The 14,808-nt window shown below is 46.2% G+C and carries 19 protein-coding genes; 18 read left to right on the forward strand and 1 reads right to left on the reverse strand.

Going from position 1 to position 14,808, the window contains the following annotated elements; genetic code table 11:
• Nucleotides 1–3: 3 nt before the first annotated feature.
• From ACYVD3_RS02580 to atpC, 17 genes are all read left to right on the forward strand, one after another.
• A complete protein-coding gene (locus ACYVD3_RS02580) occupies nucleotides 4–309 on the forward strand; it encodes a BMC domain-containing protein (protein WP_460640940.1) in 306 nt (101 codons plus the stop codon).
• A complete protein-coding gene (locus tag ACYVD3_RS02585) occupies nucleotides 303–566 on the forward strand; it encodes a EutN/CcmL family microcompartment protein (RefSeq protein ID WP_460640941.1) in 264 nt (87 codons plus the stop codon). The genes ACYVD3_RS02580 and ACYVD3_RS02585 overlap by 7 nt, the downstream gene beginning before the upstream one ends.
• A 15-nt stretch (nucleotides 567–581) precedes the next feature.
• Complete coding sequence (locus ACYVD3_RS02590) at nucleotides 582–1,211, forward strand: cupin domain-containing protein (protein ID WP_460640942.1); 630 nt, start codon at nucleotides 582–584, stop codon at nucleotides 1,209–1,211.
• 11 nt (nucleotides 1,212–1,222) lie between these two features.
• Entirely contained in the window at nucleotides 1,223–1,828 is a 606-nt protein-coding gene (locus ACYVD3_RS02595) for a BMC domain-containing protein (protein ID WP_460640943.1), read from the forward strand.
• A 19-nt stretch (nucleotides 1,829–1,847) separates the two neighbouring features.
• On the forward strand, nucleotides 1,848–3,395 hold the full coding sequence (locus tag ACYVD3_RS02600) for an acetaldehyde dehydrogenase (acetylating) (protein ID WP_460640944.1): 1,548 nt from the start codon (nucleotides 1,848–1,850) through the stop codon (nucleotides 3,393–3,395).
• Nucleotides 3,396–3,420: 25 nt separating this feature from the next.
• Nucleotides 3,421–4,056, forward strand: a complete 636-nt coding sequence (locus ACYVD3_RS02605) for a phosphate propanoyltransferase (RefSeq protein WP_460640945.1) — start codon at nucleotides 3,421–3,423, stop codon at nucleotides 4,054–4,056.
• 42 nt (nucleotides 4,057–4,098) lie between these two features.
• Complete coding sequence (gene eutM / locus ACYVD3_RS02610) at nucleotides 4,099–4,383, forward strand: ethanolamine utilization microcompartment protein EutM (RefSeq protein ID WP_460640946.1); 285 nt, start codon at nucleotides 4,099–4,101, stop codon at nucleotides 4,381–4,383.
• A gap of 271 nt (nucleotides 4,384–4,654) precedes the next feature.
• Nucleotides 4,655–4,990 carry an AtpZ/AtpI family protein gene (locus tag ACYVD3_RS02615; protein WP_460640947.1) on the forward strand — a complete coding sequence of 112 codons (336 nt, stop codon included), beginning with the start codon at nucleotides 4,655–4,657 and terminating at the stop codon, nucleotides 4,988–4,990.
• A 15-nt stretch (nucleotides 4,991–5,005) separates the two neighbouring features.
• A complete protein-coding gene (locus ACYVD3_RS02620; RefSeq protein WP_460640948.1) occupies nucleotides 5,006–5,407 on the forward strand; it encodes an ATP synthase subunit I in 402 nt (133 codons plus the stop codon).
• Nucleotides 5,408–5,454: 47 nt separating this feature from the next.
• Nucleotides 5,455–6,156 (forward strand): F0F1 ATP synthase subunit A, encoded by a 702-nt coding sequence (gene atpB / locus ACYVD3_RS02625; protein WP_460640949.1) that lies wholly within the window; start codon nucleotides 5,455–5,457, stop codon nucleotides 6,154–6,156.
• Nucleotides 6,157–6,191: 35 nt separating this feature from the next.
• The gene (atpE, locus tag ACYVD3_RS02630; RefSeq protein WP_013274565.1) at nucleotides 6,192–6,449 is read left to right on the forward strand and encodes an ATP synthase F0 subunit C; all 258 of its coding nucleotides are present in this window, start codon (nucleotides 6,192–6,194) and stop codon (nucleotides 6,447–6,449) included.
• 74 nt (nucleotides 6,450–6,523) lie between these two features.
• The gene (gene atpF, locus ACYVD3_RS02635) at nucleotides 6,524–7,039 is read left to right on the forward strand and encodes a F0F1 ATP synthase subunit B (RefSeq protein ID WP_460640950.1); all 516 of its coding nucleotides are present in this window, start codon (nucleotides 6,524–6,526) and stop codon (nucleotides 7,037–7,039) included.
• Nucleotides 7,027–7,575, forward strand: coding sequence for an ATP synthase F1 subunit delta (gene atpH / locus ACYVD3_RS02640; protein ID WP_460640951.1), 549 nt, complete (start codon nucleotides 7,027–7,029; stop codon nucleotides 7,573–7,575). The genes atpF and atpH overlap by 13 nt, the downstream gene beginning before the upstream one ends.
• A 74-nt stretch (nucleotides 7,576–7,649) precedes the next feature.
• Entirely contained in the window at nucleotides 7,650–9,152 is a 1,503-nt protein-coding gene (atpA, locus tag ACYVD3_RS02645) for a F0F1 ATP synthase subunit alpha (RefSeq protein ID WP_460640952.1), read from the forward strand.
• A gap of 16 nt (nucleotides 9,153–9,168) precedes the next feature.
• Nucleotides 9,169–10,023 (forward strand): ATP synthase F1 subunit gamma, encoded by an 855-nt coding sequence (gene atpG, locus ACYVD3_RS02650; RefSeq protein WP_460640953.1) that lies wholly within the window; start codon nucleotides 9,169–9,171, stop codon nucleotides 10,021–10,023.
• A 441-nt stretch (nucleotides 10,024–10,464) separates the two neighbouring features.
• Nucleotides 10,465–11,859: a F0F1 ATP synthase subunit beta gene (gene atpD / locus ACYVD3_RS02655; RefSeq protein WP_460640954.1), complete on the forward strand. Its 1,395-nt coding sequence runs from the start codon at nucleotides 10,465–10,467 to the stop codon at nucleotides 11,857–11,859.
• Nucleotides 11,860–11,870: 11 nt separating this feature from the next.
• Entirely contained in the window at nucleotides 11,871–12,269 is a 399-nt protein-coding gene (gene atpC, locus ACYVD3_RS02660; protein ID WP_460640955.1) for an ATP synthase F1 subunit epsilon, read from the forward strand.
• A 57-nt stretch (nucleotides 12,270–12,326) separates the two neighbouring features.
• Here atpC and ACYVD3_RS02665 read toward each other — a convergent pair whose 3' ends face one another.
• Nucleotides 12,327–13,229 (reverse strand): helix-turn-helix transcriptional regulator, encoded by a 903-nt coding sequence (locus ACYVD3_RS02665; RefSeq protein ID WP_460640956.1) that lies wholly within the window; start codon nucleotides 13,227–13,229, stop codon nucleotides 12,327–12,329.
• A gap of 249 nt (nucleotides 13,230–13,478) precedes the next feature.
• Here ACYVD3_RS02665 and ACYVD3_RS02670 point away from each other — a divergent pair, with 249 nt between their 5' ends.
• A complete protein-coding gene (locus ACYVD3_RS02670; RefSeq protein ID WP_460640957.1) occupies nucleotides 13,479–14,807 on the forward strand; it encodes an ABC transporter substrate-binding protein in 1,329 nt (442 codons plus the stop codon).
• The last annotated feature ends 1 nt before the right edge of the window (nucleotide 14,808 follow it).

Consider the following 14,808-nt stretch of genomic DNA (forward strand, 5'->3'; position numbering starts at 1 on the left):
AGTATGGAATACCGTATAATTAAATCACCGTCACAGGGAACCATGGATATTCTAAACCGTAGGAAGGGCTCCGGCACCTCCTCTCCCATAGGACCGGCGGATGCAGTAGGACTGATACAGGGAAGAATCATCGAAATGGTTTGTGCTGCTGATGTGGCAGAAAAAGCAGTAGGTGTTACGGTAGAAGATATCAGAGGAAGCTGCCCCCAGAACATGATCATGCTGGCGATTTTTGGAGATACGGCATCGGTTGAGGCAGCCATAGACGAGATCAAGCAAAGAGAGAAGAGAGGGGTGGAGGAATGGTAGCGGCCAGATTGATTGATAACATATGGGCCACCAGAAAAGCGGAGTCCTTAAACGGGTATAAATTTATGCTTGCCGAGATCATTGGAGGCACACGGGAAGGCGAACGGCTGATCGTAGCGGATATTATCAGCGCAGGAATCGGTGACCGTGTGATCGTTTCCACCGGATCCTCTGCCAGACGGATGCTGGGAAGTGACGAAATTCCTGTAGATGCCGTAGTGATTGGGATTATTGATGAAGATTGCCAATTTATTTAGAAGGGAAGTGATCATATGAAGCAGTTGATTTGTGCAAAAGATGTAGAAAAGTTAAACGCTGAGGGAAAAAAGATATTTTACATGGAAAGCGGAAGTATCATCACTCCCTCTGCAAAGGATGCAGCCGATGGGTTTGGCATCAAATTCTGTGATAAGGCAGAGGAGCAGACACAGGCCCCGGCAGTTTTTGCAGGTCTGGATATGGACAGCGAGAAAATTTATATGGTACTGAAGACTTTGATGGAAAAGGGGCTGTTAAATGATATTTTAAAACCCTATGAGTCAGAAAGCCATGGAAACGGTCTTAAGGTGGTCCGTGGAAGTTCTGTAAAAATGGATGTATTTGATACGGGTGATCCATCGGTCAAGGCTTACTACCAGGAGCTGGTAAGCAAGGACGAGTCCCATATCAGCGCAGGTTTTCTTGTGATCGACCATTCCAGCTTTGAATGGGAATTGACCTATGAAGAGATTGATTATGTAATCGAAGGAACCCTGACTATTACCATTGACGGAAAGACCTACACGGCAAAAGCAGGAGATGTGCTCTTTGTGCCGTCAGGCTCCAAGGTAATCTGGGGTTCCCCTGATAAAGCAAGAGTATTTTACGCAACGTATCCGGCAAACTGGGCTGACTTGGTTTAAGGAGGTAAACAATGCAGGCACTTGGCTTTATAGAAACAAAAGGCGTGCTGGTGGCCATTGAGGCGGCAGATGCCATGTTAAAGGCGGCAGACGTGTCTCTTCTGGAAAAGACCAAAGTCGGCGGAGGTCTTGTGGCTGTTACGGTGACCGGCGATGTGGCGGCAGTAAAGGCAGCGGTGGACGCCGGAGCTGCAGCGGTAGAACGCATAAACAGCGGGGCTTTAGTAACACGCCATGTGATTGCCAGGCCTCATGATGAGCTGACGGCTGTCATTGGAGGAGGTACTCCGGATGAACCGGAAAAGGAATCAGTTCCGGAAATCCAAGAAGAGCCGCCTGCCATGGTGCCGGAAGAGATCCTGACAGAGGAGCCGGTTTTGGAATCTTCCAATGAACCGGAAACGGTGGATACCATAAAGAGAGAAACAATAGACCTGTGGATGAAGCAGGATGGTCTGGAAGAAACCATGAAGATACTTGAAGATATGAAGGTAACAGAGCTTAGAACCCTTGCCCGTGAATATCCGGAATTTACTATAGCCGGACGGGAAATTTCAAAGGCAAATAAAACCCTGCTGCTGGAAGAATTCGGGAAGTATTATGGACAGAATGATTAGTTGAAAGGAGAACGGTCAAATGGAAAATTTTGATTATGATTTACGTTCCATCCAGGAAGCAAGGGACTTAGCAAGATGCGGCGAAGCTGCCGCAAAAAAAATTGCCGGATTTACGGCAGAACAGATTGACACCATACTTAAGAGCATGGCAAAGGCAGGAGAGGAACACGCTCTTTGCCTGGCAGAAATGGCTGTTGAGGAGACCGGTTTTGGAAAGGTCATTGACAAGGCATATAAAAACCACGCTGCCTCCACTCTTTTATATGAAGAAATAAAGGATATGAAGACAAGAGGGATCCTTGCGGAGGATACGGTGAATAAAACCATTGATGTGGCAGAACCCGTAGGCCTTGTAATGGGAATTATTCCATCTACCAACCCAACCTCAACCGTATTTTTTAAATCCATGATCTCCATTAAATCCGGAAACGCAATTGTGTTTTCTCCCCATCCTTCTGCTGCAAAATGCACCTTAAAGGCTGCAGAGGTCATGCGGAACGCCGCAATTGCAGCAGGTGCACCGGAAGGGATCATCGGCTGTGTGACCATGCCATCCATGGGATCTACCAATGAGCTGATGAAGTGCCCGGAAGTTTCCGTTATCATCGCAACCGGCGGTCCGGGTATGGTAAAAGCTGCATACAGCGCAGGAAAGCCGGCCATTGGCGTAGGTGCAGGAAACTCCCCGGCTTACATAGAAAAGACGGCAGATGTGAAACAGGCGGTAAAAACCATCCTTGCCAGCAAGACCTTTGACTATGGTACCATCTGTGCTTCCGAGCAGTCCATCATCTGTGAGGAGAGCAATCACGCAGAAGTGGTAGCGGAGTTAAAAAGCCAGGGCGGTTACTTTATGACAAAGGAAGAAACCGACAAAGTTTGTGCCATGTTATTTAAGAACGGCCATAACATGAATGCCAAATTTGTGGGACGTTCTCCCCAGGTAATTGCACAGGCAGCAGGAATCCAGATCCCGGAAGGAACCAAAGTCCTCATCGGAAAACAGGAAGGCGTTGGAGAGGGATATCCGTTATCCTACGAGAAACTGACAACCGTACTTGGTTTTTATACCGTAAAGAACTGGGAAGAGGCCTGCGGCTTAAGCATCCGCCTGTTACAGAACGGAATCGGACATACCATGAGCATTCATACCCAGGACAGGGATATGGTTCTTAAGTTTGCTGCAAAGCCTGCTTCCAGGATCCTTGTCAATACTGGAGGAAGCCAGGGCGGAACCGGAATCAGCACAGGCCTTCCGATTTCCTTTACATTAGGCTGCGGAACCTGCGGCGGAAGCTCTGTTTCTGAAAACGTAAGCCCGAAACATCTTCTCAATGTGAAAAAGGTAGCTTTTGGCTTAAAGGATTGTTCTACCATTGCAGAAGATGATCCAACCTTCCAATGGAAGGAAAAATCCCAGGCTGCTTCTTTAAGCCCTGCCGACTTCGTAGCTTCCTTTGATAAAAAGGAAAGTGCGACCGCTCCTTCCTGCCAGGGAGGAAACGATGAAAATGAGAAACTGGCAGCGCTTGTAAAGGAGATCGTACTGGCCATGAAGGGCCAATAAAGGGAACCAGGAAAGGAGAACAGGAATGGATAAGTATGAAGCGGTAATCAAGCTCTTAATGGAAGCCGTGAAAACGGAATCCGGAACAGAAGAGTTTCGAATACCAGTTGGCGTTTCCAACCGCCATGTGCATTTGTCCCAGGAAGACTTGGATATCCTTTTCGGCCAGGGTTACCAACTGACCAAACTAAAGGAGTTATCCCAGCCGGGACAGTATGCATGCAAGGAAACGGTCACCATATGCGGTCCCAAAGGAGCCATTGAAAAGGTCCGCATATTAGGTCCGGTGAGAAAACAGACCCAGGTTGAGGTTCTGGCGGCAGACTGTTTTAAGCTTGGAACAAATTCTCAGCCTAAGATGTCCGGTGAATTAGCCGGAACACCGGGAATCACTCTGGTGGGACCCAAGGGCTCTGTTCAGGCCAGGGAAGGTTTAATCATCGCCCAGAGACACATTCACATGACTCCTCAGGATGCCTTGAAATTCGGTGTTCATGACGGAGAGACAGTAAGCATTCAGACAGAGGGGATCCGGGGCGGTGTCTTTCATCATACGGCAATCCGCGTAACCGATACATCCAGCCTGGAATGCCATCTTGATACGGAAGAAGCAAATGCCATGGGACTAGGCAGCTCTTCAAGCGTAACGATTGTAAAGTAAGTGAACCATTAAAAATTAATTATAAATCAGGAGGATTTTAAAATGAAATACGATGCATTAGGAATGATTGAAACAAAAGGTTTAATTGGATCCATCGAAGCAGCAGACGCTATGGTAAAGGCAGCAAATGTTACCCTGATCGGCAAGGAGTTTGTAGGCGGCGGTCTTGTTACCGTTATGGTAAGAGGTGACGTAGGAGCAGTTAAGGCAGCGACTGATGCAGGTGCAGCAGCAGCTCAGCGTGTAGGAGAACTGGTATCAGTGCATGTAATTCCACGTCCACATGCAGAAGTTGAAATAATTCTTCCAGGTACAAAAGAAGCGTAATTAGATATTTGAAGAAATTCTGGTTTTTACGGGCGCTCTCGTAAAAACCAGAATTTTTTTTAGATTTTTTTGTTTAAATCATGTAAAACCCTGGAGTTTTTTGACGTGTCAAGAATTTTTAAAGATATTGATCTACCGTGGGTATACAATTTCTGATATTATATACACCTTCCTTTAAAACCCAGATAAATTTCCGTATATAATAGACAAAACAATTTTTTTTAGGTATAATACCAAGTATATGTGCAGGATGCAGAAAGCAGGTGGAATTATGCGCCATAATAAGAGCGTAATGAGAAGTTTCATGATGGTGACCCAATTGGGGTTAAGTGTCATGGCACCTGTATTTTTTTGTATTCTTGCCGGTTACTACATTGACCGGTATGCGGGAACAAAGCTGATGTTATTATTTCTGCTTCTTGGATTTATGGCAGGAGGATTAAATGCCTATAAGCTGGCCAAGACCACTCTTGCCATGAATGAAAGGGAAGAACAGAATGAGGATCAGAAGGCGCGCATGGAGCGGCAGGAAGAAGAAAGACCCAAGGTGCAAAAACCGAAGCAGCCAAGCCGGGTGAAAGGACATGACGATGAGAAGCTTTCGTAGACAGGAGGATTTGTAATGGGGAAGGAAACAAAGAATCTGATGCTTGAGGTTTCGGCCGGAATTGTATTTTTCACGGTGGCAGCTATGATTGGGGCATTTTTTATGTATCCCAAACGTGCTGTTTTTGCGGGATTGCTTTTGGGAATGGTAATAGCCATGGCCATGTTTTTATCCATGGTTTTGGTTCTTGAGCGCTCTATGAAGACGGAGGATCCGAAGATTGTTCAAAAGCAGAGTATAATCAGTGCAGTTATCCGCTATCTGTTGCTTATTGTTGTACTGGTAACAGTCATTATCCGGTTTTCGGACTGGTTTAATCCGGTCGCAGTAGTAATCGGAGTCCTCGGACTCAAGGCTGGAGCATTTTTACAGCCTGTAATCCATAGGATCGCCGCCCTTAAGACAAAGGGAGAGTAATCTTCTTGCGGTCAAGTGGGATCTCTCAAGAAAGGAGGATTAAGCGTATGGTCGTTGCGAGTGCCAATAATGTGGACTTTATGATCAAAGGCATTACTAAGTTTCAGGCCTTTGGACAGGAGCTATGGGTAACAACCACAGAGATAGGCCTTAGCATTGTGACAATCGTAATTTTGATTTTAGCAGTAATTGCTAACCGGAAAATGAAGCGGGCTACAGAAGTGCCTGGAACCTTCCAGAACATTGTGGAGTTTTCTGTGGAAGCGCTTGACAACCTGGTGAACAGTACTATGGGTCATAATGCAAAGAAGTTTGTTAATTATATTGGAACTATTTTTATTTTTATATTGTTCTGTAATATTGGCGGTTTATTTGGTCTGAGAACACCGACAGGAGACTTTGGCGTTACATTCATGCTTGGTATTTTCACATTCTGTATCGTGCAATATCAGGGAATCAAGAATCACGGAATCGGACATCTGACAAGCATGTTTAAGCCGTTTCCGGTTTTGTTCCCGATTAACTTAATCGGTGAAATTACAAATCCATTATCTCAGGCGCTCCGTTTATTCGGCAACATGATGTCAGGTGTTGTTATTATGGGATTGTGGTATGGGATGATGCCAATCTTTGTAAATATCGGTATCCCATCATTTTTACATGTATATTGTGACGTATTTTCCGGCGGTATCCAGACCTATGTGTTCTGTATGCTGACAATGGTATATGTCAATGATAAGATGGATTAAGCTTCAATAATATTAAATTCAGGAGGAATTTTTCTATGAACGGATTTTCAGGACAGGATTTTATCTTAGGCTGCTCAGCAATTGGTGCAGGTCTTGCGATGATCGCAGGTATCGGACCTGGTATTGGACAGGGTATTGCGGCTGGACATGCGGCTGCTGCAGTTGGACGCAATCCGGGCGCAAAGTCTGATATTACATCTACCATGCTTTTAGGACAGGCCGTTGCCGAGACAACAGGTCTTTATGGTTTCGCTGTTGCGGCTATCCTCATGTTCTTAAAGCCATTCAGCTAAAGAGTGGAATGGCAGGCGGCGAAAGCCCTGCCGGTAGAATGGGGAAAGAATAAAGAGCGAGAGGAGGCGAAACCTTGGATCGATTATTGGGATTTGACCCACAGTTGCTTTTTGATTCATTTGTGACAGGCATTAACATATTCATTCTGTTTTTTGCGTTATCCTATATGCTGTTCAATCCGGTACGGGAATCCCTGGAAAGAAGAAAACAGAAGATTGCGGGAGAATTAAAAAACGCTGCCGACGATAAGGAAGCTGCGCATGCAATGAAGGAAGAATATGAAGCCAGGCTTCATGAAGTGAAGAAAGAGGCAGAAGCAATCTTAGAGGATGCCAGAAAAAGAGCCAAGCAGCGTGAGGCGGAGATTATTGCAGAAGCCAGGGAAGAAGCGGAGCGCATTGTAATACGGGGCAGCCGTGAGGTGGAACTGGAGAGAAAGAAAGCGCTTGATGATATGAAGGATCAGATCATATCCATCGCTTCTGTTATGGCCGGTAAGGTCGTGGCTGCTTCCATTGACACTACGGTGCAGGATGCCCTGATTGACGAGACTTTGAAAGAGATGGGAGAGAGCACATGGCAAAGCTAGTATCAAAAGTATACGGCGATGCATTGTTTGAAGAAGCTCTGAAAAAGCAGGAAGTGGACACTTTGTTTGAGGAAGTGAAAGGCCTGCAGGTGATCTGGCGCGGGAATCAGTCTTTGGCGGAGCTTCTTGATAATCCGAAGATTGTAAAGGAAGAAAAAGTCGGTATTATTAAGAATGTTTTCGACGGACGAGTATCAGATGATCTGATGGGTTTTCTGACAGTCATTGTCGACAAAGGCAGACAGAAGGAGATTCCGGCAATCTGTGAATACTTCGTGAATGCTGTCAAGGAATATAAGAAGATCGGCGTGGCCCATGTGACCAGCGCTGTTGAGTTAAACCAGGGGCAGAAGGCCCGGTTGGTGGAAAAACTGCTGAATACGACCAGGTATGTGGAATATGAGATGGATTATCAGGTAGACCCGTCAATCATTGGCGGCATGGTGATCCGGATCGGGGACCGGGTGGTGGATTCCAGCATTAAGACGCAGATCTATGAACTGCGCCGCGGCTTATTGAAGCTGCAGTTAACATGATTTCCTTTTTTTGAGCTTATTTTTCAGGCAGATCGGACATCATTAATAATCTTAGAAAGAAGGTGCAAACCTTAATGAATTTAAGACCAGAAGAGATCAGTTCCGTCATTAGGGAACAGATTCAAAGATATTCAACGAAACTGGATGTCTCTGATGTGGGTACAGTCATTCAGGTGGCAGACGGAATTGCCCGTATCCATGGCCTTGAGAATGCCATGCAGGGAGAGCTTCTTGAATTTCCGGGAGAAATCTACGGCATGGTGCTCAACCTGGAAGAGGATAACGTTGGTGCGGTTTTACTGGGTACCGGCGCTATCAGCGAGGGCGATACGGTAAAGACTACCGGACGAGTGGTGGAAGTACCTGTAGGCGATGCATTGACAGGCCGTGTTGTAAATGCGTTAGGTCAGCCCATTGATGGAAAAGGACCGGTTCAGACAGACAAATTCCGCAAAATTGAGCGCGTGGCTCACGGAGTTATTGAAAGAAAATCAGTAGACACCCCTCTTCAGACCGGTATTAAGGCCATTGATGCCATGATCCCCATTGGAAGAGGACAGCGTGAGCTGATCATCGGCGACCGCCAGACCGGTAAGACGGCGATTGCCCTTGATACCATTATTAACCAGAAGGGCCAGGGGGTTCATTGTATTTATGTTGCCATCGGCCAGAAGGCATCTACAGTAGCCACCATTGTTAAGACATTGGAAGAGTACGGCGCAATGGATTATACCACCGTTGTGGTATCCACTGCTTCCGATTTAGCTCCTCTTCAGTATATTGCTCCCTACTCTGGCTGTGCCATTGGAGAGGAGTGGATGGAGAACGGAGATGACGTGCTGGTAGTTTACGATGACTTAAGTAAACATGCAGCCGCTTACCGTACCCTGTCCCTGCTGCTTAAGAGAGCACCGGGCCGTGAAGCTTACCCTGGTGATGTTTTCTATCTCCATTCCAGACTTTTGGAGAGAGCTTCCAGACTTTCAGAAGAACTTGGAGGAGGCTCTTTGACGGCACTTCCAATTATTGAGACACAGGCAGGTGACGTATCGGCTTATATTCCGACCAATGTTATTTCCATTACAGACGGACAGATTTATCTGGAGACAGAGATGTTTAACTCCGGTTTCCGTCCTGCCATCAATGCAGGTCTTTCCGTATCCCGTGTAGGCGGCTCCGCCCAGATCAAGGCAATGAAGAAAATCGCAGCGCCTATTCGTGTGGAACTGGCCCAGTACCGGGAGCTTGCAAGCTTTGCACAGTTTGGTTCCGAGCTTGATAAGGAGACCGCAGAGCAGCTTGCCCAGGGCGAAAGGATCAGAGAGGTATTAAAGCAGGGCCAGTATCAGCCGATTCCGGTTGAATATCAGATCATCATTATCTTTGCGGCCACCAAAAAGCTTCTCTTGGATATTCCTACCAGGAAAATCCTTGATTTTGAAAAGGCTTTGTCCAGATTCATTGACAGCAAATATTCTGAGATTCCCGCAAGTATCCGGGAGACGAAGCAGATCACGCCTGAGACAGAGGAGTTGCTGGTAAAGGCAATTAACGAATGCAAAGCAGGTGTTTTTTAAAGGCAGGTGAACAATCATGGCATCCATTAGGGATATCAAACGAAGAAGAGACAGTATTTCCAGTACCGAACAGATTACGAAGGCCATGAAGCTCATATCTACCGTTAAGCTGCAGAAGTCCAAGGCAAAGGCGGAGGAATCCAAGCCCTATTACGAAATGATGTATGATACCATTGGTTCTATACTGCGCAAATCCGGCAGCATTGACCATAAGTATTTAAAAGCAGGCGATTCTAAGAGGAAGGCAGTCATTGTCATCACTTCCAACCGGGGACTGGCAGGGGGCTATAACAGCAACATTGCCAAGCTGGTGAATGGGGATGAAAGGCTTACGCCGGAATTGACGGATGTTTATGCCATCGGACGGAAAGGGAAGGAATCTCTGGCGAGAAAAGGATATACCATCGCAGAGGATTATTCCGAGGTGATCAATGAGCCGATCTACAGGGATGCGGCCGATATTACCATGGAGCTTCTGGACGTTTTTGGACAGAACCGGATAGGCGAAATTTATCTGGCTTATACATCTTTTAAGAATACCGTAACCCATATACCGACTCTTAAAAAGCTTCTCCCGGTTGAACTGAAAGAGGGAAGCGAAAAGACGGACCTGACTTTAATGAATTATGAACCTGATGAGGACGAGGTATTGGATTCCATTATTCCAAAGTATATGAGCAGCCTGATCTATGGCGCCCTGCTGGAAGCCGTAGCAAGTGAAAACGGCGCCAGAATGACGGCCATGGACTCTGCGACCAACAATGCGGAAGAGATGATAGAAGAACTTGGACTGGCATATAACAGGGCAAGACAGGGTTCCATTACCCAGGAGCTTACCGAGATCATAGCCGGTGCCAATGCGATTTCATAGGCATATTTTTCTTAACGAAAGCAAGCGTAAGCGCAGTTTGAGTTTAGAAAAATAGCCGTTCGGTGAGCCTTAAGGCGAGCCGAACTTCCATGGCAAACTTCTTAACGAAAGCAAGCGTAAGCGCAGTTTGAGTTTAGAAAAATAGCCGTTCGGCGAGCCCTAAGGCGAGCCGAACTTCCATGGCAAACTTCTTAACGAAAGCAAGCGTAAGCGCAGTTTGAGTTTAGAAAAATAGCCGTTCGGTGAGCCCTAAGGCGAGCCGAACTTCCATGGCAAACTTCTTAACGAAAGCAAGCGTAAGCGCGGCTTGAATTTAGAAAAATAGCCGTTCGGTGAGCCCTAAGGCGAGCCGAACTTCCATGGCAAACTTCTTAACGAAAGCAAGCGTAAGCGCAGTTTGAAGTTAGAAAAGAGAGAAATATAAAAAGAAGGAGAAACAAGATGGCAGGACAAAATATTGGTAAGATCACCCAGATCATCGGTGCCGTACTGGATATCAAGTTCAGCCAGGGCAAGCTGCCGGATATCAATGAAGCCATTGATATCACGACTAAGGATGGCGGCAGACTGGTTGTTGAAGTATCCCAGCATCTTGGCGATGATACAGTAAGATGTATCGCCATGGGAAGCACCGATGGACTGGTACGTGGTATGGGCGCTGCAGCTACCGGCGCTCCGATTACCGTACCGGTTGGAGAGGAGACTCTGGGACGTATCTTTAACGTTTTGGGTGATCCAATCGATAATAAACCGGCACCGGAAGTAAAGGAACGTTTTCCGATTCACAGACAGGCTCCCACCTTTGAGGAGCAGTTAACGGAAACAGAGGTTCTGGAAACCGGTATTAAGGTCGTTGACCTTCTCTGCCCCTATCAAAAAGGTGGTAAGATCGGCCTTTTCGGTGGTGCTGGAGTAGGTAAAACCGTATTAATTCAGGAGCTGATCCGTAACATCGCCACAGAGCACGGCGGATATTCCGTATTCACCGGCGTTGGCGAGCGCACCCGTGAAGGAAATGATCTTTATCACGAGATGCAGGAATCAGGCGTTATTAATAAAACAACCATGGTATTCGGGCAGATGAACGAGCCGCCGGGAGCCCGTATGAGAGTGGGCCTTACAGGCCTTACCATGGCTGAGTATTTCCGTGACCAGGGCGGTAAGGATGTGCTGTTGTTCATTGACAACATTTTCCGTTTCACCCAGGCAGGTTCCGAGGTTTCCGCTTTGCTTGGACGTATGCCCTCTGCAGTAGGCTACCAGCCGACCTTGCAGACTGAGATGGGCGCTCTTCAGGAGAGGATCACTTCCACGAAGAATGGCTCCATCACATCAGTTCAGGCAGTTTACGTTCCGGCCGATGACCTTACGGATCCGGCTCCGGCAAACACATTCGCCCATCTGGATGCAACCACGGTTCTTGACCGTTCCATCGTGGAGCTGGGTATTTATCCGGCGGTTGATCCCCTTGGCTCTACATCAAGAATTCTTGATCCCCGTATCGTAGGAGAGGAACATTACAGCGTTGCGCGAGGGGTTCAGGAAGTACTTCAAAAGTATAAAGAGCTTCAGGATATCATTGCCATGTTAGGTATGGATGAACTTTCTGAGGAAGATAAGATCACGGTGTCCCGCGCAAGAAAGATCCAGAGATTCCTGTCTCAGCCTTTCTTCGTTGCAGGACAGTTTACCGGTCTGGAAGGCCGTTATGTGCCGCTTTCTGATACCATTCAGGGCTTTAAAGAGATACTGGAAGGAAAGCATGATGACATTCCGGAGAGTTATTTCTTAAATGCAGGCAGCATTGAGGACGTTCTTGCCCGTGTGAAAAAATAGGGGGTGGGAATATGGCTGATTTATTCAAACTGCATATCATTACTCCGGAGCGGAAGTTTTACGAGGGAGAGGCTTCCATGGTGGAGCTTACTACCAGGGAAGGGGATATCGGTGTATACCGGAACCACATCCCCATGACTGCCATCGTTGCCCCTGGAATCTTAAAGATCCACCAGGAGGACGGAGTGAAGGAAGCAGCCCTGATGTCTGGTTTTATTGAGATTTTACCGGAAAAGATCGTCATTATGGCGGAAGTTGTGGAATGGCCCGGAGAAATCGACGCAAACCGTGCAGAAGAGGCTAAGGTCCGTGCAGAACGCCGCTTAAAGGAATTGAGCGGAGAGATCGATATCATAAGAGCAGAAACAGCTTTGAAAAAGGCTCTTATAAGGCTTTCACTTACAAAGTAAAGAAAGGGGATGTTGCAAAACTAGCGTAAGCTAAGTTTTGTAGCACCCCCTTTTTCTTTAGGTAGACACCGGCATTCCTGATTCCCTGGTTCTGTATTCCTGAGGAGTCATATGGTAATACTTCTTAAAGGTTTTGCTGAAATAAGAAAGAGAGGAAAAGCCGCTGTTAAAGGCGATTTCCGAACAGGTCAGCCCTGTTGAGATCAAAAGGCTGGCTCCGTGCTGAAGACGCAGCTCAATTAAAGCCTGAGCGGGTGTGGTGTTGTATTCCTTCTTAAAGCAGCGTATGATGTTGGTGGGATGGCAGTTGGCCAGTTTGGCCAGCTCCTCAAGGCTTACAGGTTGTTCATAGTGGTTCTGCAGATAGTTCATACAAAGGGTAGCTGTAGGGTTGGCGCTGCTGCCGTCATTCTGATTCATGGTCAGGTTGGACAGAAGCTTTAGAAAGGTTTCCTGGCTGGGGAGGGAGTTGGCATCTACGATCATATTGGTGGTGCTCTGTATATATTTGTCCACATGCTGTGTCTCCAGTTGCTCCATCACGGAGAGAACTGTTCCAAAGGTTTTGGAAGGCAGGGTCTGATAAGTGGGTAAAACCATCTGGGTACACATTGGGCGGTAGATAGAAGTTTTCATTCTCTGGCTGTGGGGGAATGAAAAGGTATCGGAAAAGGAATAAGGGCAGCCTGTTCCAAAATGCAGCCAGTGAAAATATGTTTTTCTATTGCAATTCTTATATCCATAATGAGTTCTTTCAGGATGAAGAACCAGAATGTCATTTTTCTTCAAATGATAGGAGTTCTTTCCATCTCTCATAAACAATTCCCCATATTCAACAAAAAGCACATCAAAACAGCCAATGGCTGTTCTTTTTCTGTGGCAGTCACCTGGCCGATACAGGGCATCGCCTGCAATAATAAAATAAGGATAAGACGGTATATTTATAGTAATATATTCCATAATACTCCTCCATAGATTGCTAATATTCTTATAATATAAAGATACAAAGAATCCTTTTATATCAAGTATTATACAGCATTATCCAGTATGAAACCACCTCTTTATTCTGCGAATATATTACAAGTATTGGCGCTAATATTTTACAAATAAGCGCTAATTTTGTGTATTTATTACAAAAAAATTATCTGATATAATTTGAATATGGTAAAAACAACTATCAATTATTGTAAAAACAGAGGAGGGGTTTTAATGAGAAAAAGAATTTTAAGTTTGGCGTTGGCAGCAGTGACTGCACTTTCATTGATGGGGTGTGGAAGTTCTGGTGGCGGTTCGCAGACAACTGCAGGAGGACAGGGGACAACACAGGCAGAAGCAGCAGGAAAAGAGGATCAGACAACAAAGGCTGACGGGGGAGAGGCTGTGGAACTGGAGGTCTGGGTGAGAGACAGTTTCTATGACATGATGACTGTGGCAGCTAAAAAGTATATGGAGAAGAATCCAAGAATTAAAATTGAAGTGATGCAGCCTGAGAATGTATCAGATCAGTTTGCTCTTGCCATATCTTCAGGGCAGACACCTGATATTGTATCTATGGACTGTGTTCTTGTTCCCTATTTCTCATCCATAGGAGCTCTGGCAGATATTACGGACCGTTTTGATAAGTTGGAATATAAGGACACTTTTAGCGGAGGCCTTCTGGATCTGGCAAAATATGAAGGGAAACAGTACGCAGTGCCCTTTGGGCCTGATGTGTCAGTTCTTTTATACAACAAGGACCAGTTTAAGGAAGCAGGTCTTGATCCGGAGCAGGGACCCAAGACCTGGGATGAGCTGACAGAGTATGCGCAGAAACTGACGAAAGATGGTCATTATGGTTATGTATATGGAGCAGCAGACGCAGGAACCATGATGTTTACCTATGTTCCTTATATCTGGAGCAATGGCGGTGAAGTGCTGGCAAGTGACGGTTCAAGGTCAATGCTGGATCAGCCTGAAGCTGTAGGTGCACTTCAGTTTATCTGTGATCTGGCTAATAAATATAAGGTAACTCCTTCAGGAATTACCAGCTATGGCTGGACTGAGTCTCAGGACGCTTTTAAGACGGGCACAGCAGGCATGGTAGTGCTGGGAAGCGCAGCCGTGTGGAATATGCTGACTGCAGATGAAGTGAACTTTGATGTAGGTGTCTGCCTGATTCCTTCTCCGGACGGCAAGAATTTTGCTTCCTTCTCAGGAGGAGACAGCATTGCCATGGTAGAAGGCAGCAGCCACCCTGATGAAGCCTGGGATTTTATTCAGTACTGTCTGTCTGAGGAAATTCAGGTGGAAGAACTGGCTCAGTACGGCATGCTTCCTGCACGCTCTGATCTGTTTGACAATCAATATTTTAATGATAAACCTGAATTTCAGGTTATGAAGGAAGCCTTAAGAGTGGGCCATGCACCATACAGCCTTAAATATAATGAGATGTATGCACCTTTCCTGGACGGTGTTCAGTCTGCCTTAAACGGCCAGATGACACCGGAGGAAGCTTCTAAAAAGGCTGTTGAGAAAATTAATCAGATACTTGCAGAATAAC

It is taken from the genome of Lacrimispora brassicae, assembly GCF_054772055.1.